Raw genomic sequence first — 26728 nt, forward strand, 5'->3', positions numbered from 1 at the left:
TTATTTCTTTTTAGTATTGAATGTCCCGACTTTCCAGTCTGCACCGCCATCGATGAGATCCGGCAGCGAACCGCCCTTATAGACCTCCTTGTCAAGATGGAGAACCAGCTTGGAACGGTCGAAGACAGAGTTTTCAAAATCGTTTGTGAATTCGATTGCATCGAAGTTGCAGGCATTGACGCACAGCTCGCAGAACATACAGTCCCCCAAGTCGTACTGATAATCCAGAAGCTGCTTCTTCTTACGGCCTGTCTCCGGATTGGTGACCATCTCCGATGCTATCTTGATAGTACCGTTCGGACAGGCCTTCTCGCACATGGTACAGGAAGTACACTTGTAATTTCCTTCTTCGTCACGCTTGAAGACCAGACGGCCGCGGTGACGCTGGGCGACGTGCAGGGTTGTCTTGCGGTTCTCAGGATACTGCTCGGTAGACTTCGGTGTGAAGTATTCCTTCATGGTCACCTTCATACCCGTAGCAAGTGTCTTGAGCGCACTCCCGACCTCACCAAAATATGATTGTTTTTTATCTTCCATTCTCTTTAACCATTAATAGTGAATAGTCCAACCAAATGCTACGCACACAGTCATCAATACGAGGATAACCAGTGACAGCGGCATAAGATACTTCCACTCTAATTTCAGAATCTGATCGATACGGAGACGTGGGAAAGTCCACTTAATCCACATCAGCAGGAATACTACAACGAATGTCTTACCAAGGAACCAAACGAGTCCTGGAATGTAATTCATAATAGCATCGAAGCCATCTAATCCAATGTTCAAAGGAGCCCAACCGCCTAAGAACACAGTAGTTGCAATACCTGATACAACAAAAAGATTAAGATACTCAGCCAGATAATAGAAACCGAAGCCCATACCACTATACTCAGTGTGGTAACCTGCAGTCAACTCACTCTCAGCTTCTGCCAAGTCGAACGGACCACGGTTAGCCTCTGCATTACCAGCAACACAGAATACGAGGAAAGCCAAAGTAGCAGGAACATGTCCCTGCACGATCAACCACCGCAAAGGACCAGTCTGAGCTTCAACTATACCTGAAACCTGCATTGTACCAGTCAAAATAACTGCTGAAATCAAACAGATACCCAATGAAAGCTCATAGGAAATCATCTGTACGGCTCCACGCATGGCGGACAGGACAGAGTACTTGTTGTTACTGCCCCAGCCTGCAAGGAAGATACCGACCACCCCGATGGAACTGATTGCCGTCACGAGGAAGATGCCCACATTGAAGTCCAGGATATTCGCACCTTTGTTCCAGGGAAGGAAAGAGAAAGTGCCGACAGAGGCGATGATGACCAGGAAAGGAGCTAGATAATAAAGCAGCTTGTCGGCCTTGTCAACGGCGAAAATCTCCTTGATCAGCATCTTCAGCACGTCGGCAAAGACCTGCAACGTTCCCCACCATCCTACCCTGACAGGCCCGATACGGCACTGGAAGTAGGCGCAGACCTTGCGTTCCATGAAGATCAGCACGATGGCAAGCAGGGCATAGGCAAGCAGTATCGCCAGTCCTACCACCACGCACTCAATCAGAACGGTCCAGAAGTTACCCAGGCCACAAGTGACGCGGAGCAACTCATCGAACCATGTTGTTACTATTCTAAAATCGAACATAGTATGATTTTAATTCTTAATTGATTACTTTAATGAGAACCCCGTCAGCGGTCAATGTCAGGAATCACGAAGTCAAGAGCGGCACCTGTCGTCACCAGGTCGGCGATCTTCTCACCACACAGCATCTTGTCCATCGCACCGACAAGCGACAGGCCCATCGGACGGAACTTCAGACGATAAGCCGTCTTGTCGCCACGAGAGTCCAGGTAGGCGCCGAACTCGCCGCTGGCACCTTCCACGGAGAAGTACCACTGTCCTTCCGGCACCTTGATGATGGGCTTCTGCTTGATGTAGAAATCGCCCTCCGGAATATTGTCGACGAGCTGTTCGATGATATTGAGACTCTGGTAAATCTCCTGAATATGGCAATAGTAACGGTCCATGGAGTCGCCGTGAGACAAGGTCACCTGCTCGAAGTCCACCTTGTCGTACATCGCATACGGATGGTTCTTGCGGACATCGTTCTTCCATCCGCTTGCGCGGCCGGCAGGTCCCGTCACGCCATAACTGATGCAGTCCTGCTCGCTCATGAAGCCGATATTGCGGAAACGCTGGTGCGTAATGACGTTGTCGCCGAAGACATCCAGATATTCCTGGACCATCGGGCGCAGATACCTGCACAGCTCCTTGACATTCGAAACGAAATGCGGATCAATGTCAGCCTGCAGGCCGCCGATTCTATAATAGTTCTGGATCAGCCGGCCGCCGGTCGTCTCCTCCATCACATTCAGCACGTGTTCACGGTCGCGCATTCCATAAAGGAAGGCCGTAAGCGCACCCAGGTCCTGGGCACAGCAGGCCGTATAGAGGAGGTGATTGTCTATGCGCTGCAGCTCGTCCATGATGGTACGGACATACTTGATGCGGTCGGACAGTTCAATGCCCATCCCCTCCTCTATCACGCCGACCAGCGCATGCCGGTTCATCATGGCCGACAGGTAGTTCATACGGTCGGTCAGCGCCAGCGTCTGGGGATAAGTGAACTGCTCGCAGAGCTTCTCGATACCGCGGTGGATATAGCCCAGATGCGGATAGATCTTCACGACGGTCTCACCGTCCAGCACCGTCTGCAGACGGAGCACACCATGCGTAGAAGGGTGCTGGGGGCCGATGTTCACGACGAAATTATCGTCCGTGAACAGAGGATGCGGCGTGCCGACCAGCTCGCCGTTCTTGTCCAGGTTCCACTCCGTAGTCGTATCGAGTTCCACGTCATCCTCCGTCGTGTACATGTTCTTTGCGGGATCCATGTCATAATCCTTGCGGAGGGGATAGCCCTTGAAGTCGTTTCTCAGGTAGAGACGGCGCATATCCGGGTGACCGAGGAACTTGATGCCGTAGAAGTCGTAGACCTCGCGCTCCAGCAGGTCGGCATCCGCCCACAGCCGGCAGACAGAGGGGACCACCGACTCCTCGCCGACTTTCTTAGCGAGCTGCCTTACAGAGCAACGCTCGTGTGTGTCCGTATTCTCAAGGATATAGATACATCCAAGACCTTCTTCCGCACCAAAGTCTTCGCCGACAACAGTAACAAGGTAATCGAAATGCTTCTCATTCTTCAGCTTTGCCATCTCGGCGGCAAAGCTATCAAAACCGAATTCTTTGTTTTCTAATTTCATTCTCGCGTACCTTATATATTATTTGTTAGTAGCACTCTCGCCGGCAGATTTCCCGGCAGCGTCGATCTGTTCGATCTCCTTGCCCAGTTTCTCCACATCTTCTTTCGTAACCGGCCGGTTCACGACGATCGTCTCCTTTCTGGGAGCGGCAGCTTCAGGAGCAGCAGCCGGCTTTGCCGGGGCAGCGGCTTTCGCAGCGGCCGGACGTACAGGCTTGGGAGCCGGTTTCCTGGCAGCCTCCCATGCCGCCTCGCGCTTTTCCTTTATCTCTTCGGGGTTGATGCCCAGCTTCTCCTCGAAGATAAGTTCCTCGTTGCTCTTTCCGAGTTTACGTTCTTCCGCCGTCTGCTTGTGATTGACCCCGCCGAAGAATTTCTCGATCTTCACTTTTCGCTGGAGCTGCATCATACCGTAGACGATCGCCTCCGGACGCGGAGGACAGCCCGGGATATAGACATCTACCGGGATGATCTCGTCGATACCGCGCATGACATGATAGCTGTCCTTGAACGGACCGCCGGAGATGGCACATCCGCCTACGGCAATGACATACTTCGGTTCTGCCATCTCGTCATACAGACGCTTCAGGGCGGGCGCCATCTTGTTCGTGATCGTACCGGCGCACATGATCAGGTCGGCCTGACGGGGAGAGTTACGTGTCACCTCGAAACCGAAACGCGAGAAGTCGTAACGTGCACAGCCGACCGCCATGAACTCAATGCCGCAGCAGGACGTGGCAAAGGTCAGCGACCAGAGAGAGTTGCTGCGGCCCCAGTTGATCAGCTGGTCCAGGTTGCCGAGGACGAGGTTGGTACCGCCGTCGTTCAGTTCGCTTGCCATCTTGCTAAGCGTATCATTGTCCTTCCAATCCTCGTATGGAAGAGACTTGATTTTTGGCTTCCTTATTTCCATTCAAGCGCTCCTTTCCGCCAAGCATACGCAAGGCCAAATACTAATACCAGCATAAAGAACCCGATTGTGGCGAGTGCCCAAGGTCCAATTGTCTTTACAACGACTGCCCACGGGTAGAGGAAGACGGTCTCCACGTCAAACATCAGGAACAGGATGGCAAAGAGATAGTAGCCGACATGCATTGGTAACCAAGAGGTTCCATGAGTCGGAATACCACACTCGTAAGGCTCACCCTTCGCCGGATTGTATGACCGCGGGCCGATCAGCTTGGCGATAGCATACGCTGCCACTACCAGGAATGCGGCCGTCATCAGAACGGTAACAAAAAGTGTGAAATACATAAACTTATATAGCTATAATTTAAATGTGCAATCTTGCCCTGGTTAGACATGTTTTAAAACGTGTGCAAAGATACAAAAATATTTGAGAACAATTGCAAACAAAACAGAAAAACATACGAGTTTTTGCAAACTCCACATTACAAACCTACCCGTCACAGGCATACTGCCTGTTCGCTGACCAGTCTGTACCGTTGGCGGAAAGTCTGGGATCGGCGCAAGAATGTATGACAAATCATCTTCTGGAGGGGGTAGACAGTTGCAGAATGGCAGCATCTCCCCCGGCAATCGTGTCAACAGACCGCCTCTCCTGCGCATGGGCACATCCCTCCCGGCGGCGGGTTGTCAGGCAAAGAGTTCCTTGATTTTCTCCAGGTTCTCCAAAGCCGTCTCCCTGCCCTGGTCGTATGTGGCCTGCATCTCAGCAGGGTCGTGTGATATATGCCCGATGGCCAGCTTCCCTTTCGGACGGAGCACGAGCGTATTGGGCTTCTTTTCCTCCTCGCGCACATAGTCAAGCTCCGCATTGTACATGACGTGCCGCTGTTCCAATGCCCTTACGATACGCGGATGGCGGCGCAGCCATATCCGCATGAGGGGCATGAGCGGGTTCGGCGTTTTCACGAAGCCCTCCGGCTGGGTAAGGACGACAAGGTTGCGTGCATAGCCCTGTCCCTGGAAGAAGCGGAGAGGAATGGAGTCGGCTATGCCGCCGTCCAGCAGTTTCCGCCCATCCACGGTAACGATGCGGGCGGCGATGGGCATGGAGGCTGACGCGCGGATATACTCCAGGCACTCGTCGTCGACCTCCTTCAGCTGCCGGTACTCCGCCTTGCCCGTCCCCACATTCGTACAGACCGCCCAGAACTCCATGGGATTCTCCCGGAAAGCATCAACATCGAAATAGTCGACGTGCCGGGGCACATAATGATAGGCATACTCGCCGCCGAAGTAATCGCCGGTCGTCAGGAGCGACCGCAGGGAGGCATAACGCCAGTCGTGCGCCAGCTTCTGGTTGTACCGGAGCACGCGCCCGGGCTGTCTCGACTTCATATTGCAGCCGAAAGCCGCACCGGCCGACACGCCGATCACACCATCGGGTGCGATTCCGTTTTCCATCAGAACATCCATCACGCCGGCAGAGAACAGCCCGCGCATCGCCCCGCCTTCCAGTACGAGTCCTTTTTTCATGATTTTTTGTCCGCTTTTATGTTCTGACATATTCCAAGAATTCCACATTGACCGGCCGGTCCAATGCCCGCCTTCAGCCCTTCCGTCTCTTCGTCTTGTCGCAGCTTCCCGGCCCTGCACCTCCCGGCCGTACAGCCTGTCCTGCGCTTTCAAGGAGAAAGAAGAACCTGCCTGTCTGAAAGGCTGCTTCCCGAAAAAGGTGTCGCCGGAGCGCTTCCGTTCATCATTTCCCTCGACCGGAGACGGCATTGGGAAAGCCCCGGACCCGGCCTCCGTCGTCCCATGACCGGGGATGCCTGCCCTACGGTTCTTTCCGTATGACAACGGATGCAAAGTTACACAATTCCGGTGGAAAAGCAAGGCTATGCGCCCGATTATCATACGGAAGAAGCCCGGACAGGGAACGACCCGACCGGATGGGACAGCTGTTCCCGGCCGTCGGGAATCCTGTTCCCGGCCGTCGGGAATCCTGTTCCCAGCCGGTTGGGAATCCTGTTCCCGACGGCCGGGACCTAATCAGGCCGTACAAACAAGCGTACAGAGCGTTCGTTTGTTTCCGTTTTATTTCGTACTTTTGCAACGGACAAAAGATTAGAATATGAAACTTTCAACTATTGCACTCACCATCATGTTAGGACTCAGTTCTTCCACCATGGCACAACAGAAAGACATTACCCTCCAACTCATAGAGACCTCGGACGTTCACGGTTCGTTCTTCCCCTACGACTTCATCACCCGCAAGCCCAGAAGCGGCTCCATGGCGAGGGTCAGTACCCTGATAGAAGAACTGCGGCGGAAAAACGGCAGAGAAAACGTCTATCTGCTCGACAACGGGGATATTCTCCAGGGGCAGCCTGTTTCCTACTATTACAACTATGTGGTTCCCCAGAAGGAGAACATTGCCGCCAGCGTGCTGAACTATATGGGTTATGACGTGGCGACCGTGGGCAACCACGACATCGAGACGGGTCATGCCGTCTACGACAAATGGTTCAAGGAACTGAATTTCCCCATCCTCGGAGCCAACATCATCCGGACGAGCACCGGCAGGCCCTACCTCCTGCCTTATCATACCATCAGAAAGAAGAATGGTATCAAGGTATGCGTCATCGGCATGCTGACACCGGCCATCCCCAACTGGCTGAAGGAGAAGATCTGGAGCGGCATGCGCTTTGAGGAGATGGTGTCGTGCGCGAAGCGGACGATGGCCGAGGTGAAGGCAAAGGAAAAACCGGATGCCGTCATAGGACTGTTCCATTCAGGATGGGACGGCGGCATCAAGACGCCGGATTACGATGAAGACGCCTCGAAGAAAGTGGCAAGAGAAGTGCCGGGATTCGATGTCGTCTTCTTCGGGCACGACCATACCCCCCACTACTCCGTCGAGAAGAACGTCGCCGGCAGGGAGGTCGTCTGCCTCGACCCCGCCAACAACGCCCAGCGCATAGCCCTCGCCACGCTGACCTTCAGCACGAAGACGGTGAAGGGGAAGCGGCAATACACCTTGAAGAAAGCGGCCGGCAAACTTGTCGACGTCAGAAACCTGAAGGCTGACGAGACCTTCATCCGCCATTTCCAGCCCGAGATAGATGCCGTAAAGGCATGGAGCGGGCAGGTCATCGGCAGATTCGAAAACACCATCTACACCAAGGACAGCTACTTCGGCAACTCCGCCTTCAACGACCTGATCCTCGACCTGGAGCTGAAGATCACCAAGGCAGACATCGCCTTCAATGCCCCTTTGCAGTTCAACGCGTCCATACAGGCAGGGCCGGTCACCGTGGCAGATATGTTCAACCTCTATAAATATGAGAACAATCTCTGCACCATGCGCCTCACCGGCAAGGAAATCCGCAAGCACCTTGAAATGAGTTATGACCTGTGGTGCAACACGATGAAGACACCGGACGACCATCTGCTGCTCCTCTCTGACACACAGAACGACGCACAGCGGCTGGGCTTCAAGAACTTCTCGTTCAACTTCGACTCTGCCGCGGGAATCGACTACGAGGTGGACGTCACAAAACCTGACGGAGAGAAGGTACACATCCTCCGCATGAGCAACGGCGCTCCGTTCGATGAAAACAAGTGGTACACGGTGGCGGTGAACAGCTATCGTGCCAACGGCGGCGGAGAGCTGCTGACGAAGGGCGCCGGCATCCCACACGACTCCCTGCAGAGCCGCATCGTCTGGGAAAGTCCGAAAGACCAGCGCTATTATCTCATGGAAGAAATAAAGAAAGCGGGCGTGCTGAACCCACAGGCTCATCACAACTGGAAGTTCGTCCCAGAAGCATGGACGGCGCCCGCCGCCGAACGCGACCGCAGACTCCTGTTCGGAGAACAGAAATGATAAGGAGGGCGGAGGCAGATGCCTTCAGCCCTTCTGAAACACAGACATCGACACATGGAAAAATACTGGTTTGTTTTCTGCAAGACGGATGTCCTGCTGGAAAAAACAGGTGACAATTATACCATTCCCCTTGCGGAAGACCCTCCGGTCGCTCTGCAGCCCTGGATGCACATCATGCACATCACGCACATGGAGAACGGCACAGAGGTCAGAGCCGTCATGGTGGACCAGCCGGTAACAGACGACCCTCGCTATGAGATGTGCGGCCTGCGGCCGTCGTTCTACCTGCTTTCCACGGAGTTCTATCTCAAGGCCGGCAAATGCCGGGAACTGCTTTACTGGGACCAGAACACCAGGTTCTGCGGAGTGTGCGGCGCACCCATGAAGATGCACACCGACATTTCCAAACGCTGTACCCACTGCGGGAAGGAGGTCTGGCCGCAACTGACGACAGCGATCATCGTCCTCATCCACCGCGGCGACGAGGTGCTGCTGGTACACGCCCGCAACTTCAAGTCCGACTTCTACGGACTGGTTGCCGGCTTTGTAGAGACAGGCGAGACCCTGGAGGAGGCCGTACACCGTGAGGTGGCAGAGGAGACGGGCATCCGGATAAAGAACCTGCGCTACTTCGGTTCGCAGCCCTGGCCCTATCCCTGCGGACTGATGGTAGGATTCAATGCCGATTATGACGGCGGGAATCTCCACCTGCAGCACAGTGAGCTGTCCAAGGGGGCATGGTTCAGAAAGGACAATCTGCCCAACATCCCGGAACGGCTGTCGATTGCCCGGATGATTCTCGACGACTGGATAAAGGAAACTTCCAAAACTGAATCCGAACGGTGTCTCTGACACATTCCGGCCGGCCGTGCAGCCTTCGTTTCCTGCCTGAAAACGCATAGGCGGTACGTCCGGAGGAGGAAGCCGAGACAGAAGGCACACGGCGCAGACAGCCTCCGCCGCAGCGGCGTGCCGATGCGGAGCCGCCGGAAAATCGCTGAAATAAACCCAAGCATATTTTAAACCATTTAAAAATGATGACTTTCTTAGAAAAAACCCTCGGATTTGATCCGAAGTCCATGAAGCTCCGTACCGAACTGATTGCAGGAGCGACCACCTTCCTGACAATGAGCTATATCCTGGCCGTCAACCCGGCCATCCTGTCGTCTACCGGCATGGACAAGGGCGCACTCTTCACCGGCACGGCACTCGCGGCGGCCATCGCCACCCTGCTACTGGCATTCATGGCGAAACTGCCTTTCGCACAGGCGCCCTCCATGGGACTGAACGCATTTTTTGCCTACACGCTCTGCCAGACGTTGCAATACTCATGGCAGCACTCCCTTGCCATCATGCTCATCGAGGGCATCGTCTTCATCATCATCACCTTCTTCAATGTGCGTGAGATGATCCTCCATGCCATCCCTGCCAACCTCCGTTATGCCATTTCAGCAGGCATCGGTATGTTCATTGCATTCATCGGTCTGAAGAATGCCGGAATCATCGTTGACAAGCAGGCGACCCTCGTCGGGCTAGGTGCCTTCACCCCGACCTGCATCCTGGGCATCATCGCCATTCTGCTCAGCGGCATCCTCATGGCGAGGAATGTCAAAGGGGCGCTGTTCTGGAGCATCATCATCGCCACTGTCATCGGTATTCCGATGGGGGTGACGGTAATCCCCGGCAGCTGGATGCCCGTCTCCGCTCCCCAGGACATAAGTCCGGTATTCTGCAAGTTTGACTTTACGGGACTGCTGAATCTCAAGACGGTCCTGGTGGTCTTCTCCCTGCTCCTGATCAACATCTTCGACACCATCGGCACGCTGATGGGACTGGCGGACAAGACGGGAATCGTCGAAACGAACGGTAACATCCCCCGGGTAAAGGAGGCGATGATGAGCGATGCCATCGGTACGACCTGCGGTGCCATGCTGGGCAGTTCCACCTTGACCACCTACGTCGAGAGCGCCAGCGGCATTGCCGAAGGCGGTCGGTCCGGTGTTACCGCACTCACGGTGGGGCTGTTCTTTCTCTTCGCCCTCTTCCTCTCCCCTGTCTTCATGCTCATCCCGAGTGCCGCGACGAGCGGAGCGCTGGTCATGGTCGGCGTGCTGATGATCGACTCTGTGAAGAAAATCAATCTGCAGGATATTACCGAAGCGTTCCCGGCCTTCATCACGATGATCACCATGGTGCTGTGCTATTCCATCGCTGACGGAATCTGCCTGGGGATTCTGTCGTTCGTCATCATGAAGGTATGTACCCAGCGGTGGAAAGACCTCAACTGGACACTCTGCATCCTTGCAGTCCTCTTTGTCCTGAACTTTGTCATTGATGCGTAGAGGGTGCCCGACAGGCTGCTTTCTCCGGACGGCATGCCCCCGCTCTTGCCGGCTGCGGTTCTTTCTCCCCCATCACCGCTTTCCACAGAGGAAGTCTTGAAAAGCAGATGCCGTTCTGAACCTGCGGTCTGAAACAACCTGATAAAAAGAGACCATTTCCATACTCGCTTTTTGAGTAGAGAAATGGTCTTTTCCCTGATTCGGACAGGAGGGGTCTGACAGGAGATCTACATCCAGAAAAGGGTTGTCAAGCGGCGGTGTCACACATTGACACCCGCATGGGAGAACACTTCCTCCGGCAGTGTACGAGAAGGTTTCTACTGTTCCCGCCCATGAGAATTATCAGCAAAAAAACCTGCTAAAGTTTGCACAGTTAAAAAAAAATGACTACTTTTGCAACCGCTTACGAAAAGTAAGGGCGTTTAGCTCAGCTGGTTTAGAGCATCTGCCTTACAAGCAGAGGGTCGGCGGTTCGAATCCGTCAACGCCCACCACAAAGGGGGTAGTTTCCAGAGTGGCCAAATGGGGCAGACTGTAAATCTGCTGCTTCTAGCTTCGGTGGTTCGAATCCATCACTACCCACGGAAGAGCTGCAGTCACATGACTGCAGCTCTTTTTTATTTCCCTCAAGGCAGATTCAAAAATTTCCTGCCGCCTCCTTCCAGAAAGGACACGGCAGGAGCGGACTGTGCGACCGAAAGAGAAAGCAGAAGATGCCGCGTAGAAGCGCAACAACACAAAGAGTTGACAAGATTCCTTTCAACGACAGACCAACGTGGATTTTCAGAACACGTCTTCATGTATTTTCTGCAAGAGCGGGCTTTACATGGCATAATTTTTGTATCTTTGCCAGCTGAGAATCCATCACATAAAACATAGAAGAGAATGAAGACAAAGGAGACACCTGTTCTGCTGCTTACAGGCTATTTAGGCAGCGGTAAGACAACTTTGGTAAACAGGATACTTGCCAACGAGAAAGGAATCAAGTTCGCCGTAATCGTCAACGACATCGGCGAGGTGAACATCGACGCGAATCTCATTGAGGCAGGAGGTGTCGTTGACCAGAAAGACGACTCGCTCGTCGCTTTACAGAACGGCTGCATCTGCTGTACACTGAAAATGGATCTGGTACAGCAACTGAACGATATTGTCTCACAGGGCAAGTTCGACTATATTGTAATCGAGGCAAGCGGTATCTGCGAACCGGCACCGATAGCGCAGACCATCTGCGCCTACCCGCAGATGTACCCGAATCTGGCAAAGAAAGGAAAGGCCGTACTGGACTCCATCGTGACAGTCGTGGATGCCCGGCGGATGTGCGACGAGTTCTCCGCCGGCAACGACCTGCTGAAGAAAGACCTGCAGGAAGACGACCTCGAGAACCTGCTCATCCAGCAGATTGAGTTCTGCAACATCATCCTCCTCAATAAGGTTGATGACGTCAACCAGGAGGAACTGGGGCTGGTGAAGAGCATCATCCGCTCATTGCAGCCCAAGGCAGAAATCATCGAGTGCAATTATGGCGATGTCAGCCTCGACAAGATCATCAATACCAAGGCGTTCAACTTCGACGAAGTGGCCACCTCCGCCTCATGGATTGCAGAGATTGAGGGACGCGACGAGGGGCACGAGGACGGACACCACCACGACCACGAGGAGGACGGGCACCACCATCATCACCATCATCACCATCATCACGGACTGGAGAACGAAGAGAGCGGGGAGGCATTGGAGTATAACATCCAGACCTTCGTCTACTACGCACGGAAGCCGTTTGATATCAATTTCTTTGACGACTTTGTTGCACGTCAGTGGCCGGAGCAGGTTATCCGCTGCAAGGGGCTCTGCTATTTTTCCAATGAGAAAGACGTGTGCTATGTCTTTGAGCAGGCCGGCAAGCAGGTGAATCTCCGCAATGCCGGACAGTGGTATGCCACCATGCCGCAGTTCCAGCTGCGTGAGTTCCTGAAGAACAACCCCAAGATAAAGAAGGACTGGAAAGAGCCTTACGGCGACCGTATGCAGAAGCTGGTGTTCATCGGGCAGAACCTCGACAAAGAGGCGATCACCCGGACACTTGACAAGTGTCTGACAGACTTCTAAGGAGGTCGGCAAAGGAAAAAGACGGGCATATCATGTTATCGTAATATGCCCGCCTTCGGCTTTTTCTGTTCAGGAGACAGGTTGCTCCAGCTCTTTTAGACCCTGGGGAAAATCAGTACAACCGTACTTCATCTCCCATACGGAGTCCACGCTCGGCAATCTTCTCGTTCTTCTTGACAAGACTCTTCAGCCGGATGCCATACTTCTGGGCAATATCGTACAGACTTTCCGATTTACGTACGTAATAGGGATGGTGTTTGAAATTCCTTGGAGCTTTCCGCCGTTTCTTCTTCAGCCAGACGAACTCGCCAGAGACAAGACGGTCTTTCTTCTTCCGTTCGTTATACCTCGCCAGTTTATGACTGCTGATATCCAGTTCCTTGCCCAACGACTTGAAGGTGTCTCCCGGCCTTGCAACGACATAGTAGTTCTCATTATACTTGTGGATGGTATGTGCACCTGCCAGCTGGACGGCTGCCGGCAGACCGCTGTCCGGAACACGGACGGCTGTATCTTCCCCACTGTGGCGGGCCATGAAATGATCGAAATGCTTCGCCTGGTCATACTCGTACAGCTTATAGAGTTCGATGATACTGATCAGGTTCTGTGCGTACGTAGGACTCGTGGCATACCCGGCGCGCTTCAATCCGTATGCCCACCCCCGGTAATCGGTCTTGTCCAGGCTGAACAGGCTCCGGTAACGCGGACGGTCGCGGAGAAACTTGCAGTGGTCTTCGAAACTTTCCAACGCACTGTCGTATGCACGGAAACACTCTCCCAGTTCGTCGTCGTCATGGCTGATGGTACGCCCCGTCCAGCCATGGCACTTGATGCCGAAATGGTTGTTGCCCTGAAGGACAAGCGTACCCCGTCCGGCTCCGCTCTCCAGCAGACCCTGTGCCAAGGTGATACTGGCCGGTACGCCGTACTTCAGCATTCCCTCGATGGCCATGTCTTTGTACTGGTCTATATACGTCTGATAGGCCTGATTCCATCGGATCGGGCCGCCTGCCGCGGCAGACAACATCGAAAGGAATGAGAGAAGGATAAAGATATATCGCCTCATAAAAAAGTTCTTTTGGACTATATGAATGCAAAAGTACACGTTTTATCACATAATCCGAAACGATTTGTCTTAAATTCTCACAAACATTTCAAAACTTGTACTTAACCTTCCGTAACTTTCCGCCAAAGAAAAAGCATTTTATCCCTCCGACCGGCTTATAGTTCGGGAATTTTGTCTAATTTTGTATCATATGAAGATGATCATTGCTCTTGGTTCCAATCTCCATCAGGAACAGAATCTACTCAAAGCAAAGGAACTGCTGGGACACAGCTTTGACGGCATTACATTCTCTGAACCGGAATGGACAGAACCGATCGGAATAAAGTCGGACAGATTCCTGAACTGCATAGGGACTTTCGAGGCAGAACTGTCACGCACAGCAGTAGAGAAAATACTGAAGCGGACAGAGCAGGTCATGGGCGACTCGCACCAGAACCACCAGCTGGGGAAAGTGCTGATAGACATCGACCTCATACAGTATGGCAATGAGACGATAAGGAAAATCGCATGGCTCTGAAAGGGATTATCAAAAGACTGGCACTCTGCCTGCTGCTCTCCGGGATGTGCTTTCCTGTCTCCGCTCAGAAAAGCAAGGATTCGGAAGAACTGGGGAAAGCACTGGACTACTTCGCATCCGCCAAATATCATGAAGCCCTGCTGATTTTCCAACGCCTGGACAAGGAATACAACCTCAATCCACGGTTCAAGGCTTATCTCGGTCTGTGCTATTACCACGAATGGGACTACAAGACAGCCGCCAGACACCTTGAAGCGGCAATCCCCTATCTGGATGCCTTCGCTCCGCATGAGCGGTCTGTCTATTATTTCACCACAGCGGAAAGCCTCTTCAACATGAGACAATACAGACAGGCCATCCCGTATTATGAAAAGACACTTGCAGTATGCTATGATCGTGAAAAGGGGGATGTGTACTACCGGATGGGGCTGTGCTATATGTTCTTGCAGGTATGGCGACCGGCATACGACCTGTACATGAGCGCAGAGAAAGCCTACCAACAGTATGGGACGAGAGAAGAAGTGCAGGCAAGACTTGCACAGACCCGTCGGATGGCAGTTGCATGCCGGGCAAATTACGAAGCCGAACAGCCGCTGCATCCTTTGTCGAAAGAATCGGACAACACGACGGAGAAAGACAATGTGACGACGCAATTAAAAAGTATATCGACAATTCTCAAATCATTGACTTCTACGATGTTATTGCAGTCCCTTCAGCCCATAGCTATAAAGGATATTATCAAGGAAGAAGAGAGAAAAATAATCCGAAAATGACGACTACTTTTCTTGTATTTTCTTCGTCCGTTCATTTTTTTTTAGTACTTTTGCGCCATATACTTTTAGACAAACTATTTACACTTAAAATATAACCGTCTGTCATTTCTGTTGATTGACAGTATAAGCAAATTCTCAGTCCTACGACCATCAGCATTACATTCCAATGACTCTTGCATTGAGTTGACAGATTTTGCAAACAAGATATTGCCATAATCTAGTATCTATGGGGAAACACAGGAAGGGCTGGCACCGCAGACACGAAGATCTACGACGTCAGCCCTTAAAACTGTTTTCTTTAAAGAGGATGCTTACTCGATAGCGCCCTTTATTGTCTCCACAATATACTTCACATCTTCGTCAGAGACCAGCGGGCCGCTCGGCAGACACATGCCGACCTTGAAAAGACTCTCGCTGACACCATTGACATACGCAGGACAATCCTGATAACATGGCTGCCTGTGCATGGGCTTCCACAGAGGACGGCTTTCAATGTTCGCCTTGTCAAGAAAGACACGCATCGCCTCGACATTCGCATTCGGCTCGCAATCTGTATGGGCGTTGCCTACGGAATGGACGACACCGGCAGCACCGCCGACAGCACCCTTCACAGTCGTCTTGTAGGCACTCTCCTGCTCCTTCACTTTAACGGAAGGCGCAAGTGTAATCGTATTCAGCCAATAATTGGAATCATATTCCGGTGAAGGATTGCCATGGAAAGTGACGCCTTCTATCTCGCTGAAAGCCTCGTCGTACAGACGGGCGATGTGCCGGTGGTGGGCGATGTGCTCGTCGAGCACCGTCATCTGTCCCCGACCGATACCCGCACAGACATTGCTCATGCGATAGTTGTAACCGATCTTCTCATGCTGATAATAAGGGTAACCCTCGCGCGCCTGTGTCGCATAGAACATCACATTATTGCGCGCTTCCTCATCAGGACAGACCAAAGCCCCGCCACCAGAAGTGGTGATCATCTTGTTGCCATTGAACGACAGGACACCATAGGCACCGAATGTTCCGCACACCTGCCCTTCATATCTTGAACCCAGTCCCTCGGCAGCATCCTCAACCAACGGAATATCGTACTTCTCCGCCACGGCAAGGATCTCCCTGATCTTTGCAGGCATCCCATAGAGATAAACTACGATGATAGCCTTCGGCTTCTTACCGGTCTTGGCTGTTCTGTCCTTGATAGCTTCTTCCAGCAGCACAGGATCCATATTCCATGTTTCCTGCTCTGAATCAACAAAGACAGGCGTAGCGCCCTGGTAAGTCACGGGGTGTGAACTGGCACAGAAGGTGAAACTCTGGCAGATGACCTCGTCACCTGCCGTCACTCCCAATGCCACCAAAGCGAGATGTACGGCTGCCGTCCCCGAACAGAGTGCCACGACGTGCTTCTCCTCCATCCCTTTTAAGGACTCCCTCCACAGGTCCTCCGGGTTGTTTTCATGTGGCATGATCGTCTGTGGATATACCTCCTTCACAGAGGCGTCCCCTCTCCGGGAACGACCGGAGGATGCCGCAAACCGCTTCAGATCTGCTTCAAACCCATTGACATTCGGCCCCAATGGCACCACCCAATTGGTATCAAACGCCTCTTGGATGTATCTCATCTCATTACCGCTCATGTGAGCGAGACAAAGTAAAATACGTTTTCGTTCCATCTTTGTTTCTTTTATTTCAATCTATAAAGTGGGAAGAAGGATGCCGTCACATCAAAAGATGGCGTAGACATCTTCCGAAGCTTTATCAGATCTGAATATTTTTCCTTATCAAAACAATCCTTGGAGATACAAAAACCTAAATCCCCTTTTTTGTTAAATGTTTTTTTAAACTTATATAACGGATCCTCACCACTCCCCACGCCACCTCCGAGATGCAAAATCTTATATCCATGTCGAGCTCCATACCTGGCAGCTTCATAAAGAATAAGATTTGTAGCATTAAGACTGCGATACTCCTGCACATTACCTGATAAGTGATAATGCATCCTGCCATTGCACATAAGAATAATACTCATGGCAATTATTTCACCTTTGAAGACAGCATAAAACATCTTCCAATTTCCAGGCAAATCCTTGGCTACAGACTCGTAGAAAGAAGATCCAAAATAATAATACGGATCTGCGTTATCTTTATCCATCGTAGCATTATAAATACTACGGAATTTATCAAATAGAGAAAAGTCTTCACTATGCTCCACCACTATCCCCATCTTTATAGCTTTTCTTATGGTTGTACGATCCTTGCTTTTCAGGTTCTGGAAAATGACCTCTTCCGAAGAACAATCTATGTAAACTGTTTTACCCAGGTTTATGACATTTGACCATCCTCTCAAAAGCTCTTGATTTTTCAACCAGGGACACCAACGGGTAAAGGCCGCAACAATATGATGCGCCCTCATGAACGTGCTTATTTCTGACCAGAAAGTTCCTACCTGTTCCTCTGAAATATTTCCATCTAAAAGCCAACCGCCATATCCGTATGGGGTAATAGCATCAAAAAGAACACCTTTTCCAATATACCTTTGTGCCCATACCTCATCATTTAAATCCCGGAGCATAAAGGCACATACGGCCCTCAATCCCCCTCTCTGGTAATAAACCAAGATAGGCGTTCCATCACCATGAACTTTAAAAGATGCTAAATAACCACTAAGGAAATATACATCATAATCAGGGAAAGACCTGACGATTTTGTCCCATTCCGTTCTATTTTCAAAATCAATTATCCTCGTCATTCTTCAAAAGATTTTAGCAAAGTACAGATTTGGCATCCCATTTCTCCTATTTCATCAGCACTATATCTAGCATCACAATGTATTGATAATATTCCATCCGAAACAATTCTAGACTCACGAGAACAGGTCTCCGGTATCTCCCACAAGACAGCCGGATAAATAGATTTGCTTATCAGACCTTTCCTAAACCGCTCACGCTTCATTTTATCTGGGAACAAAAGCAAAAGTGAGAAAGGGATCAAGGATTCGCTTTCCGGCACTAACAATCGAATTCCGTTTTCCTTCAGGAGGAAAAATAATTGCTTCACCACTATCTTCCAATTTCGGTTTCTCCTCTCACTCCAGTCCTTAATGTCAATTTTTTCTAAGACCTGTCTGTCCAGAGAAGAAATACGGCTAACGGGCAGACTACCAAAACTTTGTTCTGTCCGAAGAAACTTTTCTCTGTAAGAGTCTTTCAGGTCAGGGATGGAGGCTTCATTATCCTGGGAAAGATACAGTGCCTTCTCTGCCATCGCCTGCCATCTTGTTCGAGCAACCTTTTCGTTCAACAGGGTCTCCTTTATTGTTGAACCTAGCTCTGACAAATCCTTGCTGTTACTCCAGAGTATACCGCCTTCTGCCAAAGGTAGTGTCTTCCGTAAAGACGCTATACAGAATTCCGCCTTACTTTTCCGGACCCACTCGCTGAAAATATTATGGGAGTGGTCCTCTATGACTGGAATGGGAACGTTGATCCGTTTTATTTCTCTTAACCCGAAATAATTCATCCACAACAAAACATCCCCTTCTTGGAAGGGTAGATGACCAACAAATTGATGGTCTTTGACAACAGGGTTATCCTGATATGTTTTTACTTCAATCTCACAATGTAGGAGAATATACGCAATGATTTCCCAGCAGAAATATTCAGGTATCCAAATTCGTTTCCATTTATAGTAATTTATCAGGGATTCAATGGCCTGTCGACCATCAGCCAAGAACACAGCATTTGGGTAATAATCAAACAGAGTTTTTCCACCAGCAACACATGGAAAGTTCAGAAAATGAAAATCAGAACCATATTCTTTCATCTACCATTCCTCCTTAACTGCCTGAGTTTTTCACCAAACCCTAAATCATCAACCATCTCGTCCTGCACTTCTCCTTCTCCTACTCCTTCTCTCTTTATGACATTAAGAAAAGTCATCCATAGAATCTTCAAGTCAAGTGAAAAAGAGAGATTATCAACATACCATACATCGTATTCAAACTTTTTGCTGTATTTCACAAAATTCCTGCCATTTACCTGCGCCCATCCCGTGATGCCAGGCCGCACTTCGTGCCGTCTGATCTGAAAACTATCGTAGCACTTCAAAAAATCAGCATACAAAGGTCTTGGCCCGATTAATGACATCTCTCCCTTTAACACATTGAGTAATTGGGGAAGCTCGTCCAAAGAAGTGCTGCGGACGAATCGGCCGACTCTCGTCAATCGCTGTCCATCAGGCAGAAGATTTCCCTCTTCATCTCTCTCATCGGTCATGGTCTTGAATTTTATGACATTAAACACCTTGTTATGCCATCCTGCCCTCGAATGCAGGAAAAACGCTCCTCCACCTTTATTTGCGAAATGCAGCCATATCGTGACAGTCAACAACAAAGGTGAGAAAACCAGCAATGCAACAAGTGCAGCGCTGAAATCTATTGCCCGTTTGAAGAAACACCTATACATATACTAATCAAGTGATGTGTACATATTTTTCAAAGCCTTCCATACATCTTTCTGCTCATATTTTTCCTGGATGATCCTACGGCTGTTCTGAGCCATCCGTGCCACATCTGAGGGGTGCGACAACGTCCATTCCATGACAGCAAGCAGAGCTTCTGGATTACGAGGAGGAACAATACGTCCGTTTATTCCCTCTCGCACAATCTCGTTACTACCATTTATATCAGTTACGATAGACGGTAATCCCATACATCCCGCCTCAAGGACCACATTAGGAAACCCCTCTCTATAAGAAGGGAACACCAAGGCATCAGCAGCAGCAAGATAAGGGCGCACATCTTTCTGATAGTTTACAAATCGAACCGAAGGATTATGCATGAAGAAAGATGTATCTTCAGCATCCAGTGGATCGAGTTCTGGTTCAAAGTTCCCAACCAGAAGCAGTTTCGGCCGAAGGGGGTGTTTTCCTCCAAGTAAGCCCTGCATAGCAAAAGACAGTTCCCGCATTCCTTTGTCATTGACAATTCTGCCGACAAAAACAAAAACGAAATCCTCCGACTCGAAGCCGAGTTCCCTGCGGAGGCTTTCTTTCACAGAGCTTTCCCTTGGAATATCCAAAAGTTTCCTCCCATTATCTAAGCTGCATTTTTCACGCAACCTCTCGACAGAGAAGTAAGAAGTATCCTTTCCATTAATATTACCATTCCAGATTACCTTCAGTGGCTTCTTCGTGACATGGTCTTGCTTTAAAGTTTCAAGAACCCCCTTTCCTTCCGGAATAACCTTAGACGCACAGGCACAAGTTATTTTCTCCATAGTCTGCAAGATTATTCTCAATCCCCCTGTTGCTCCCTGATACCTAAGGCCTGTAACCGTATAAATCCGATGTGGGACACGGCAGAACCAGGCAGCCACCATAGCCAACAGAGATCCCTTGGGTGTATTGGCATGAACGCACCATGGTTTTTCTTTCTGAAAGAAAAAAAACAGCCAGACTAAAGAAACAAGATCTTTCCATAAAGAAATTGGACGTTCTATAGGTGCATTGACTACTCTGACTCCCTCTCTACCTCTTACCTTTTGCAACCGACCATCATCTTTTGCGACCGCAACAACATCGAAATGCTGATTAAGGTACTTCAACTGTCCTACCAAAAGGTCATCTAAACTCTCGCCTGCAGTGGTCAGTCTTACTATTTTCTTTTTTCCCATAACGGCTTATACAAATCAATATAGCACTCTTTTTAGGCTGGTTCTAAAATTAAGATGTCGAAGACAATTTACATATAAGCAACTCAGCCGACAACACTCATAAGTTTGCTTAGTAATTTCACAATTGAAGATGTAATCCATAAACAATAAATACTCCTGTAAGGCTGCCGGGATCTATCCGCCGCCCAAACTTTCTATCTCTGCCGAAGTCCAGAATATACCCCGCTTCCATACCGGTTGTAGTCAGGCAGCTATTAACTGAGCAGAATGTTCTGTTGAGAATACAGGAAGCAGCCTTTAACCCGACAATTACTTTGCTCTCGACTGCCATATCTGCTACGAAATTTCCAATATCAAGTTGCTCCTTGTTTATAACACGTCCGTCGGATATTGCTCTTCAACGGACAGTCCTCTTCTCCGGATCTCATATACAAAAGCACGTTCATATTACGCAGGCCGTAAAAACCAATACCATGAGAAGTCTATACATACTCATTCAATCACACCGCTGAAATTCAATTCTTCCCAATGTGAAGACATCTCGATAATGCGAAGCACATTCAGTATATTTTTCCACCGATAAATTCAAAGTGCTGATCCAGCAACTTCAGCAGCCCTTTCAACAGACTGTCCCAAGATAGGTCTGCAGCAGTAATGCGAAACAACCTCCCCTACCTACTTTAGAACTCAACACGTTCAAAACTCACATTCCCGATCCTTGCCGCATACTCAGGGAATGCACTCTTCCACATTCCTTCATGCCATAAGCTATATACCTTTTGCGCACCGCTGATCAAATAATAATCTGTGAACATCTTTATATTCTCCGAATCATCAGTTTCACCGGCAGTATCTATATGCTTTACCGTTCCGGGCACTATATATACATCAGGCATTGCTTTTTTTATTTCCTCAATAAATACCATAGAATCCGAAGCTATCAGGACGTTCATACCGAAATGCTGCGAAGAGATCTTTTTTATAGCATTGACGGCAGAAGCCACCAGCGCATTCTTCTGGCTGTCAGAATCCAGCTCCGGATTAACTGCTGTCTCGGTCTTATCGCCCAAGAGATTCATAAAGCGGGTATGAATTGCAATATAGCTGTCTCCTATCTCCGTCCGATAACGTTCCAGATAACGCTGAAGATAAGCCGTCGGGCGGAAGAGTTCTCTATACAACTCCCCCCACTTATAATCTGTCCCAAAATGAGCATTCACCTTGTCCAAGGAGTCATAGCCATAATAGAAATGCGTCTCCGACGAACGTTTCTTGCATAAGCGGGAAGGATTTACGATTTCCCCGTAAGCTATAATATTCTTATATGACAGAAGGCCAAAGGTCATTTGGCTTTCATCAATTATCCAATCATACTTATTCGGCTCAAGGTATTTGCTTAGTACAAACGGATAGCTCCAATTCAACCTGAACGGTTTACCTAATGCTTTGGAAACAGCAAAAACAGTGATAAGTCCTTTAAGCCTGTCGAACATCCCACCATGCGGAATCCTGCCGTCAACCATAAATACAAACGGACAAGTATTACTCGTTCTGTACAAAGAGAACCCTTTCTCCTTCATTATCCTGAACTTCATCAACGGTTCACGATAACAGCAATCTATGAGCTTGACGAAAAAATCTCTTCTTAGCATATATAGATATTCAAGTCTGACAATTCCTCCCGAATGGATCTCTCGTCCTCGCAATCTGAAGCTGAAACAAACAGTTTGGAATACTCATTCATTGACCCATCGGCTACATTCCCATGTCATTTCAGCCATAGAGACCCGACTGCAAGTAAAAATCCTCCTAAATTCCATATAGGAAAAGGAAACATCAATGTGATTATCTTACATGTTTCTCACTCCACACCGTGCCGGGCACAACTCCAGAGGGGATCAGAAAGAGAAGGGCATCACTTCTGTCCGCCATAAAAAAGGATGTTTATTATCTTAATGGGCTGCGTTAGTCGAACCACATAATAACATACAAAACACATGACACTACCGATCAGAGGGATAAGAACAAAGTCTGTAAAAGCCGATGAAATAAAAACTTCATTCCATTTTACATATTCTGTCAATGTCCGCTCTATCATAAAAGTCTGGACGACATATATGCCCAGAGTATATCTTCCAACCGTACTAAGCCCGGATAAGACATGCCTTCCTATCTGTTCATTCCCAAATATCTTATAAATCAGCTCGCAGATTCCTATGACAACTATTGAACCAGTAAAACCTACCAGAAGTTGAATCATAAACTTCATCGGACTGTAAACAAGTAAACTGAGATCAACCTTATCACATGGATTTGCCCAACGCATGCAGACTGCAATAACAAAAAAGAAAAGCGAAACACAGAAAAGAGCAACCCGATAGGTTTGAAAGCCCGTCTGATATTTATGAATTAAATATCCCATACAAAAATAGAAATACAGGAAATTTATCATCAAGGTTCCACCCGATGGAATGATTAAAAGTGCTACCCATGAAAGCAGAAATGTAATCCCTACAGGTTTTTTAATATATTTGGCAACTCTTGCTATTAAATAGCAAGCAAAAAGAGTTTTAAGAAACCAAACACACCCAATTATTTCTCTACAAATCCCCCCCCACATAGACAAACGGTTGCAACTGTACAGGATATAACCGGAACCAACAACTGTTTACACTTTTTTATAAAAAGAGTTCTTATAGGGACTTCTAAGCTGCGACTGGAGAAATACCCGCACAGCAACATAAACAAAGGCATGTGGAAAGAATAAATAACAGCTCTGACAGAACTCTCCAATGCCTGTTCCATAACATAGCAGTGGCCCACACATACAAGGAGCATCGCTGTGAACTTCACCAGATCCAAGTATGCTATTCTATCTTCTGCCATTAGAGATTACGTCGTTATAAACAAAACTATATCCGCTCACCATTCTGTTGATATCAAACTCCAAAGCTCTATTGTAACAGCGTTCAGCTATCTCATTATAATAAGCTTCATCACTTGACAAATGATTAATTTCATCTGCCAGCACCTTAGCATCCTCATGCGGGAAAAGGAGGCCATAGCCCTTTGTCACTTCCCGCAGTCCGTTCACATCCGATGCTATGAACGGTCTGTGCGCGCTCATGCCCTCCACATTGCTAAGGCTCAATCCTTCCCAGTGTGAAGACATCACGATAATATCCGCTGCCCGCAGCACATTCGGTATGTCCGTACGCAATCCAAGAAACCTCACACATTTATCAACACCTAAGGAAACTGCCAGCCGTCTTACAACTTCCATTCGCTCACCTAGACCAGCAAACCATATCTCGAATTTATTTTGATCCAGAAGTTTCAAAGCCCGAATAATAGTATCTTGATTCTTTTGTTTACGAAATCCAGCTACCATCAAGATTGACTTTCGATTTCCCTTTAATTCTAGGAGATTCTTGCAAGGGACTGCCTCAGATATAACACCAACGTCTATTCCATTGTTTATGGTAGTAATTCTCTTATACTTGTTTGAAGAATTGACAAGCCACTCTCCCCCCATATACTCTCTTAGTTTCTCTTCTGCTATCTCACTGATACATATCACATGGTCGTATCTTCCATACATCCAGCTTTCTATCGGACGATACCATTTCCAATTTCGCTTTCGGTTGGATGTATTATGTTCCGTAGAAACAAGTCTCGTTGTATTATATAAGCTGGCAAGTGCCACGAACAGCTGCGGGGAGGAATTATGTGTATGGACGATATCATATCCGCGCATGATCTTTGCCAGTTTGAGAATGTAGACAGGATTATAAACACCACGTCCCAGCGAATAGATCTTCACCTCCGGGCACATGCTTCTAAGCCTCTGCATCAGCGGTGTCTCCGTACCGTTGAAAACACACAAATCCACCGTATGTCCCAATGCCCGCAGCCGTGGTATCAGATTGACTACCAAGGTCTCTGCCCCTCCCATCTCCAAGGATGTTATGACCTGTAATATTCTCATTCGCCTTTATCTTATTCCATTGACAAAAAGCCCGCCTCATGCCTGTCAATGGGAATAGTGTTCCCAAGCAGCGGGAATGTCATTCCCGGACGTTGGGAATCCGATTCCCAACCGGTCGGGAACACAACTCCCAATGGAACTTACGCACTGCAGAATCTATCATTCAGAAAGCAAACCGGTATAAGACACGGGGGACTATGCGTGAGAGACACATGCTATCCTTAAAAGATCTGTCAAATGAGCCAACCATCCTAATGGAGCGACAAGATTCCATCTTCCCCGCAATCTCGGATACTCTTTACGGCCGTGGAAACATAATCGGAACCTCCAGTAATTAATTGCGGCTTTCATCTTATACCTCGCAGGGATGTCAAGTTCATTCAATTCGGCATAGCATATCATCGAAGCAACAGGACTATCCATCCTTATCCGGACAATCCTGGAAGTCAACCCCCCCGCTAAATAATCGCGGAAATAGATTACCTTATCAAAAAAACGTAATTGATATTTCCTTGCGATTCTGTTCCACACCAAAGCCTCCGGACAGAACCTCTCATTGTTTATCTCCGGGAACGGATATTCTCGTAAAACCTCGGTCTTAAATACTTCACAGACATCTCCTTCGAATCCATACCTATAACGCATGTCAATGGAACTTAAATCCATAGACTCAGCTATCCTTCTTCTTCCTATGACAGTGCCGTCATGATGTGCCATGACACCACAGACTCCGCCTACGGCAGGGTTGTCCTTAATCTTCAAATAGTATTTATTTATCGTTGACAGAGCATCCTCCGGAAGACTGTCATCACTATCTACTATCAGAACCAGACTACCATTGGCTTCCTTCACACCTCTGTTCAAGGCTCTGTGCTTTCCCCCATTGTTCTGTTTTACATAAGTAATCTTCATCTTGCCCTCACAGACGAACCTGTCCACGGTCACTCCGGTAGCATCTGTTGAGCCATCATCTACAACAACCCACTCAAAATCATTAAAGTCTTGATTCAACAGGCTTATATACAACTTCTCCAGATAGGCTGCCCTGTTATAAGAAGGGGTGAGAACTGTTATCATTTCTTATAGAATTTATCAACCGCATATCGACTGTCATATTCGAATCTGTCGTAGACAGGATCATAGTCGCGCACACCGTTTGTAAAGAAAGTCTTATAAGGTGACAGCAGATAGCCCCATTGCATGACGATTCGGGCAAACAGGCCGAAACAGATTGCCAAGACAATTATTTTCGTGCTCCTGCTTACATGCATGTCATTGCAAATGGTTGACAGAGTAGCGATGACGCCGATCAGGTAATACCATCCTAAACGACCCCCATTCAGAGACTGCACAAAGAGCAACAGTATCGCACAAAAACCAAGCATAACATTGAGTAAAACAGAATCCTTTTCCGTATCAGGTATCCTATCATAATTCTTTATTACAATATAAAGGAAGATGAATGCCTCGATAATATACTCATATCTGAAGCCAACTTCCTGATCTGCATAAGAAATGGAGCGCAACTGCATATCTGCAACATCACCATATATATTGAACAAAGCAGAAGGTACTGCCGAAAGTCCCAACAACAGACAGAAAAACATAAAAACCATAATATGCTTTGTGTTAAAGCGTTTCAGCGGTACGAAATATAAAGGCAACACGATAATGGCTGAGTTATGGAAGGTGGCAGCCAGCAAGACACATCCAATGAACTTATACGGATTCCTTTTATATATGTACTGCAGCCCCAGCCAGACAATCCCGACTCCTATCATCTGCCTCAGGTAGGTAAAAGTAAAGAAGAACATAAGACCCAGGAAAAGAGCCACCGCAAAAAAGAAGTTGATGCAATATTTCTTTAATGAATAGTAATACAAGGTATAAATAACCAGGGTCGTCAATAATATAAAGACATACCTGTTGCCGGATATACTTGAAATGAGGATGTTAAAACCGGCGTATCCAAACTCAGAAGGATACAATTTAAGAATAGTTGCATCATTATAACTGCTTCCTATATGTGTATTAATATAAGCAACCTCATCAAACAACTCTCCATATATATACCGGTCGTAGCCTCCAAGCATGTCAGAGACACCGACAAACACCGACAAAACAAGAAAAGAAAGGAACAATCCTTGTATCTGTCTGGTCTTATGTCTGTCAGCCAGATAATTAACAAGAAGAATAAAAAAGAAAAGTCCTATATA

Annotated in this window: 24 protein-coding genes, 2 tRNA genes and 1 pseudogene; 9 read left to right on the forward strand and 18 right to left on the reverse strand. The window is 48.6% G+C overall.

Translation table 11 applies throughout. From position 1 onward, the window contains the following. The 6 genes from J4864_RS02550 to J4864_RS02575 form a co-directional block, all read right to left on the reverse strand. Positions 1–537 carry a 4Fe-4S dicluster domain-containing protein gene (locus J4864_RS02550; RefSeq protein WP_007368632.1) on the reverse strand — a complete coding sequence of 179 codons (537 nt, stop codon included), beginning with the start codon at positions 535–537 and terminating at the stop codon, positions 1–3. A 12-nt stretch (positions 538–549) separates the two neighbouring features. Next, entirely contained in the window at positions 550–1641 is a 1092-nt protein-coding gene (nuoH, locus tag J4864_RS02555; RefSeq protein WP_007368633.1) for an NADH-quinone oxidoreductase subunit NuoH, read from the reverse strand. A gap of 44 nt (positions 1642–1685) precedes the next feature. Then, complete coding sequence (locus J4864_RS02560) at positions 1686–3260, reverse strand: NADH-quinone oxidoreductase subunit D-related protein (protein ID WP_007368634.1); 1575 nt, start codon at positions 3258–3260, stop codon at positions 1686–1688. Between the two features lie 18 nt (positions 3261–3278). After that, on the reverse strand, positions 3279–4172 hold the full coding sequence (locus J4864_RS02565; RefSeq protein ID WP_211814485.1) for an NADH-quinone oxidoreductase subunit B: 894 nt from the start codon (positions 4170–4172) through the stop codon (positions 3279–3281). Beyond that, on the reverse strand, positions 4163–4513 hold the full coding sequence (locus tag J4864_RS02570) for an NADH-quinone oxidoreductase subunit A (RefSeq protein ID WP_211814486.1): 351 nt from the start codon (positions 4511–4513) through the stop codon (positions 4163–4165). The genes J4864_RS02565 and J4864_RS02570 overlap by 10 nt, the downstream gene beginning before the upstream one ends. Before the next feature lie 342 nt (positions 4514–4855). Continuing rightward, positions 4856–5701, reverse strand: coding sequence for a patatin-like phospholipase family protein (locus J4864_RS02575; protein ID WP_040555060.1), 846 nt, complete (start codon positions 5699–5701; stop codon positions 4856–4858). 327 nt (positions 5702–6028) lie between these two features. Here J4864_RS02575 and J4864_RS02580 point away from each other — a divergent pair, with 327 nt between their 5' ends. The 7 genes from J4864_RS02580 to J4864_RS02610 all read left to right on the forward strand — a co-directional run bounded on the left by J4864_RS02580 (position 6029) and on the right by J4864_RS02610 (position 12499). Continuing rightward, complete coding sequence (locus J4864_RS02580; RefSeq protein WP_211814487.1) at positions 6029–6217, forward strand: hypothetical protein; 189 nt, start codon at positions 6029–6031, stop codon at positions 6215–6217. Between the two features lie 82 nt (positions 6218–6299). Next, positions 6300–8054: a bifunctional metallophosphatase/5'-nucleotidase gene (locus J4864_RS02585; RefSeq protein ID WP_211814488.1), complete on the forward strand. Its 1755-nt coding sequence runs from the start codon at positions 6300–6302 to the stop codon at positions 8052–8054. A 54-nt stretch (positions 8055–8108) separates the two neighbouring features. Next, positions 8109–8906, forward strand: coding sequence for an NAD(+) diphosphatase (gene nudC, locus J4864_RS02590; protein ID WP_211814489.1), 798 nt, complete (start codon positions 8109–8111; stop codon positions 8904–8906). A 185-nt stretch (positions 8907–9091) separates the two neighbouring features. Further along, complete coding sequence (locus J4864_RS02595; RefSeq protein ID WP_211814603.1) at positions 9092–10396, forward strand: NCS2 family permease; 1305 nt, start codon at positions 9092–9094, stop codon at positions 10394–10396. A 416-nt stretch (positions 10397–10812) separates the two neighbouring features. After that, a tRNA-Val gene (locus J4864_RS02600) sits at positions 10813–10890 on the forward strand. 6 nt (positions 10891–10896) lie between these two features. Then, a tRNA-Tyr gene (locus J4864_RS02605) sits at positions 10897–10978 on the forward strand. A 303-nt stretch (positions 10979–11281) separates the two neighbouring features. Further along, positions 11282–12499, forward strand: coding sequence for a CobW family GTP-binding protein (locus J4864_RS02610; protein ID WP_211814490.1), 1218 nt, complete (start codon positions 11282–11284; stop codon positions 12497–12499). Positions 12500–12611: 112 nt separating this feature from the next. Here the strand turns inward: J4864_RS02610 and J4864_RS02615 are convergent, their stop codons facing one another. Continuing rightward, positions 12612–13565, reverse strand: coding sequence for a glucosaminidase domain-containing protein (locus J4864_RS02615; RefSeq protein WP_211814491.1), 954 nt, complete (start codon positions 13563–13565; stop codon positions 12612–12614). Positions 13566–13755: 190 nt separating this feature from the next. On the opposite strand from J4864_RS02615, the gene J4864_RS02620 reads away from it, so the two are divergent. Next, positions 13756–14082 (forward strand): 2-amino-4-hydroxy-6-hydroxymethyldihydropteridine diphosphokinase, encoded by a 327-nt coding sequence (locus J4864_RS02620; protein WP_007368645.1) that lies wholly within the window; start codon positions 13756–13758, stop codon positions 14080–14082. Continuing rightward, entirely contained in the window at positions 14073–14855 is a 783-nt protein-coding gene (locus tag J4864_RS02625; RefSeq protein ID WP_211814492.1) for a tetratricopeptide repeat protein, read from the forward strand. The genes J4864_RS02620 and J4864_RS02625 overlap by 10 nt, the downstream gene beginning before the upstream one ends. 311 nt (positions 14856–15166) lie before the next feature. On the opposite strand, the gene J4864_RS02630 is transcribed toward J4864_RS02625, so the two are convergent. The 11 genes and pseudogenes from J4864_RS02630 to J4864_RS02680 all read right to left on the reverse strand — a co-directional run bounded on the left by J4864_RS02630 (position 15167) and on the right by J4864_RS02680 (position 26653). Beyond that, positions 15167–16525 (reverse strand): DegT/DnrJ/EryC1/StrS family aminotransferase, encoded by a 1359-nt coding sequence (locus J4864_RS02630; RefSeq protein WP_211814493.1) that lies wholly within the window; start codon positions 16523–16525, stop codon positions 15167–15169. A gap of 11 nt (positions 16526–16536) precedes the next feature. Then, positions 16537–17601, reverse strand: coding sequence for a lipid II:glycine glycyltransferase FemX (locus J4864_RS02635; protein WP_211814494.1), 1065 nt, complete (start codon positions 17599–17601; stop codon positions 16537–16539). Next, positions 17598–18674, reverse strand: a complete 1077-nt coding sequence (locus J4864_RS02640) for a hypothetical protein (RefSeq protein WP_211814495.1) — start codon at positions 18672–18674, stop codon at positions 17598–17600. The genes J4864_RS02635 and J4864_RS02640 overlap by 4 nt, the downstream gene beginning before the upstream one ends. Continuing rightward, positions 18671–19315, reverse strand: coding sequence for a sugar transferase (locus J4864_RS02645; RefSeq protein WP_211814496.1), 645 nt, complete (start codon positions 19313–19315; stop codon positions 18671–18673). Before J4864_RS02645 ends, J4864_RS02640 begins: the two co-directional genes overlap by 4 nt. Positions 19316–19318: 3 nt before the next feature. Further along, a complete protein-coding gene (locus tag J4864_RS02650) occupies positions 19319–20524 on the reverse strand; it encodes a glycosyltransferase family 4 protein (protein WP_211814497.1) in 1206 nt (401 codons plus the stop codon). Between the two features lie 118 nt (positions 20525–20642). After that, entirely contained in the window at positions 20643–20915 is a 273-nt protein-coding gene (locus J4864_RS11955; protein WP_394371011.1) for a GxxExxY protein, read from the reverse strand. Between the two features lie 289 nt (positions 20916–21204). Then, complete coding sequence (locus tag J4864_RS02660) at positions 21205–22119, reverse strand: O-fucosyltransferase family protein (RefSeq protein WP_211814499.1); 915 nt, start codon at positions 22117–22119, stop codon at positions 21205–21207. A gap of 320 nt (positions 22120–22439) precedes the next feature. Next, a pseudogene (locus J4864_RS11960) lies at positions 22440–23410 on the reverse strand (acyltransferase family protein). After that, complete coding sequence (locus J4864_RS02670; protein ID WP_211814500.1) at positions 23397–24512, reverse strand: glycosyltransferase family 4 protein; 1116 nt, start codon at positions 24510–24512, stop codon at positions 23397–23399. The pseudogene J4864_RS11960 and the gene J4864_RS02670 overlap by 14 nt, the downstream one beginning before the upstream one ends. Before the next feature lie 195 nt (positions 24513–24707). Further along, on the reverse strand, positions 24708–25589 hold the full coding sequence (locus J4864_RS02675) for a glycosyltransferase family A protein (protein ID WP_211814501.1): 882 nt from the start codon (positions 25587–25589) through the stop codon (positions 24708–24710). Beyond that, complete coding sequence (locus J4864_RS02680) at positions 25586–26653, reverse strand: EpsG family protein (protein WP_246479423.1); 1068 nt, start codon at positions 26651–26653, stop codon at positions 25586–25588. The genes J4864_RS02675 and J4864_RS02680 overlap by 4 nt, the downstream gene beginning before the upstream one ends. Between the last annotated feature and the right edge of the window lie 75 nt (positions 26654–26728).

The sequence above is a fragment of the Prevotella multiformis genome (assembly GCF_018127985.1).
In the GTDB taxonomy this organism is placed as follows: domain Bacteria; phylum Bacteroidota; class Bacteroidia; order Bacteroidales; family Bacteroidaceae; genus Prevotella; species Prevotella multiformis.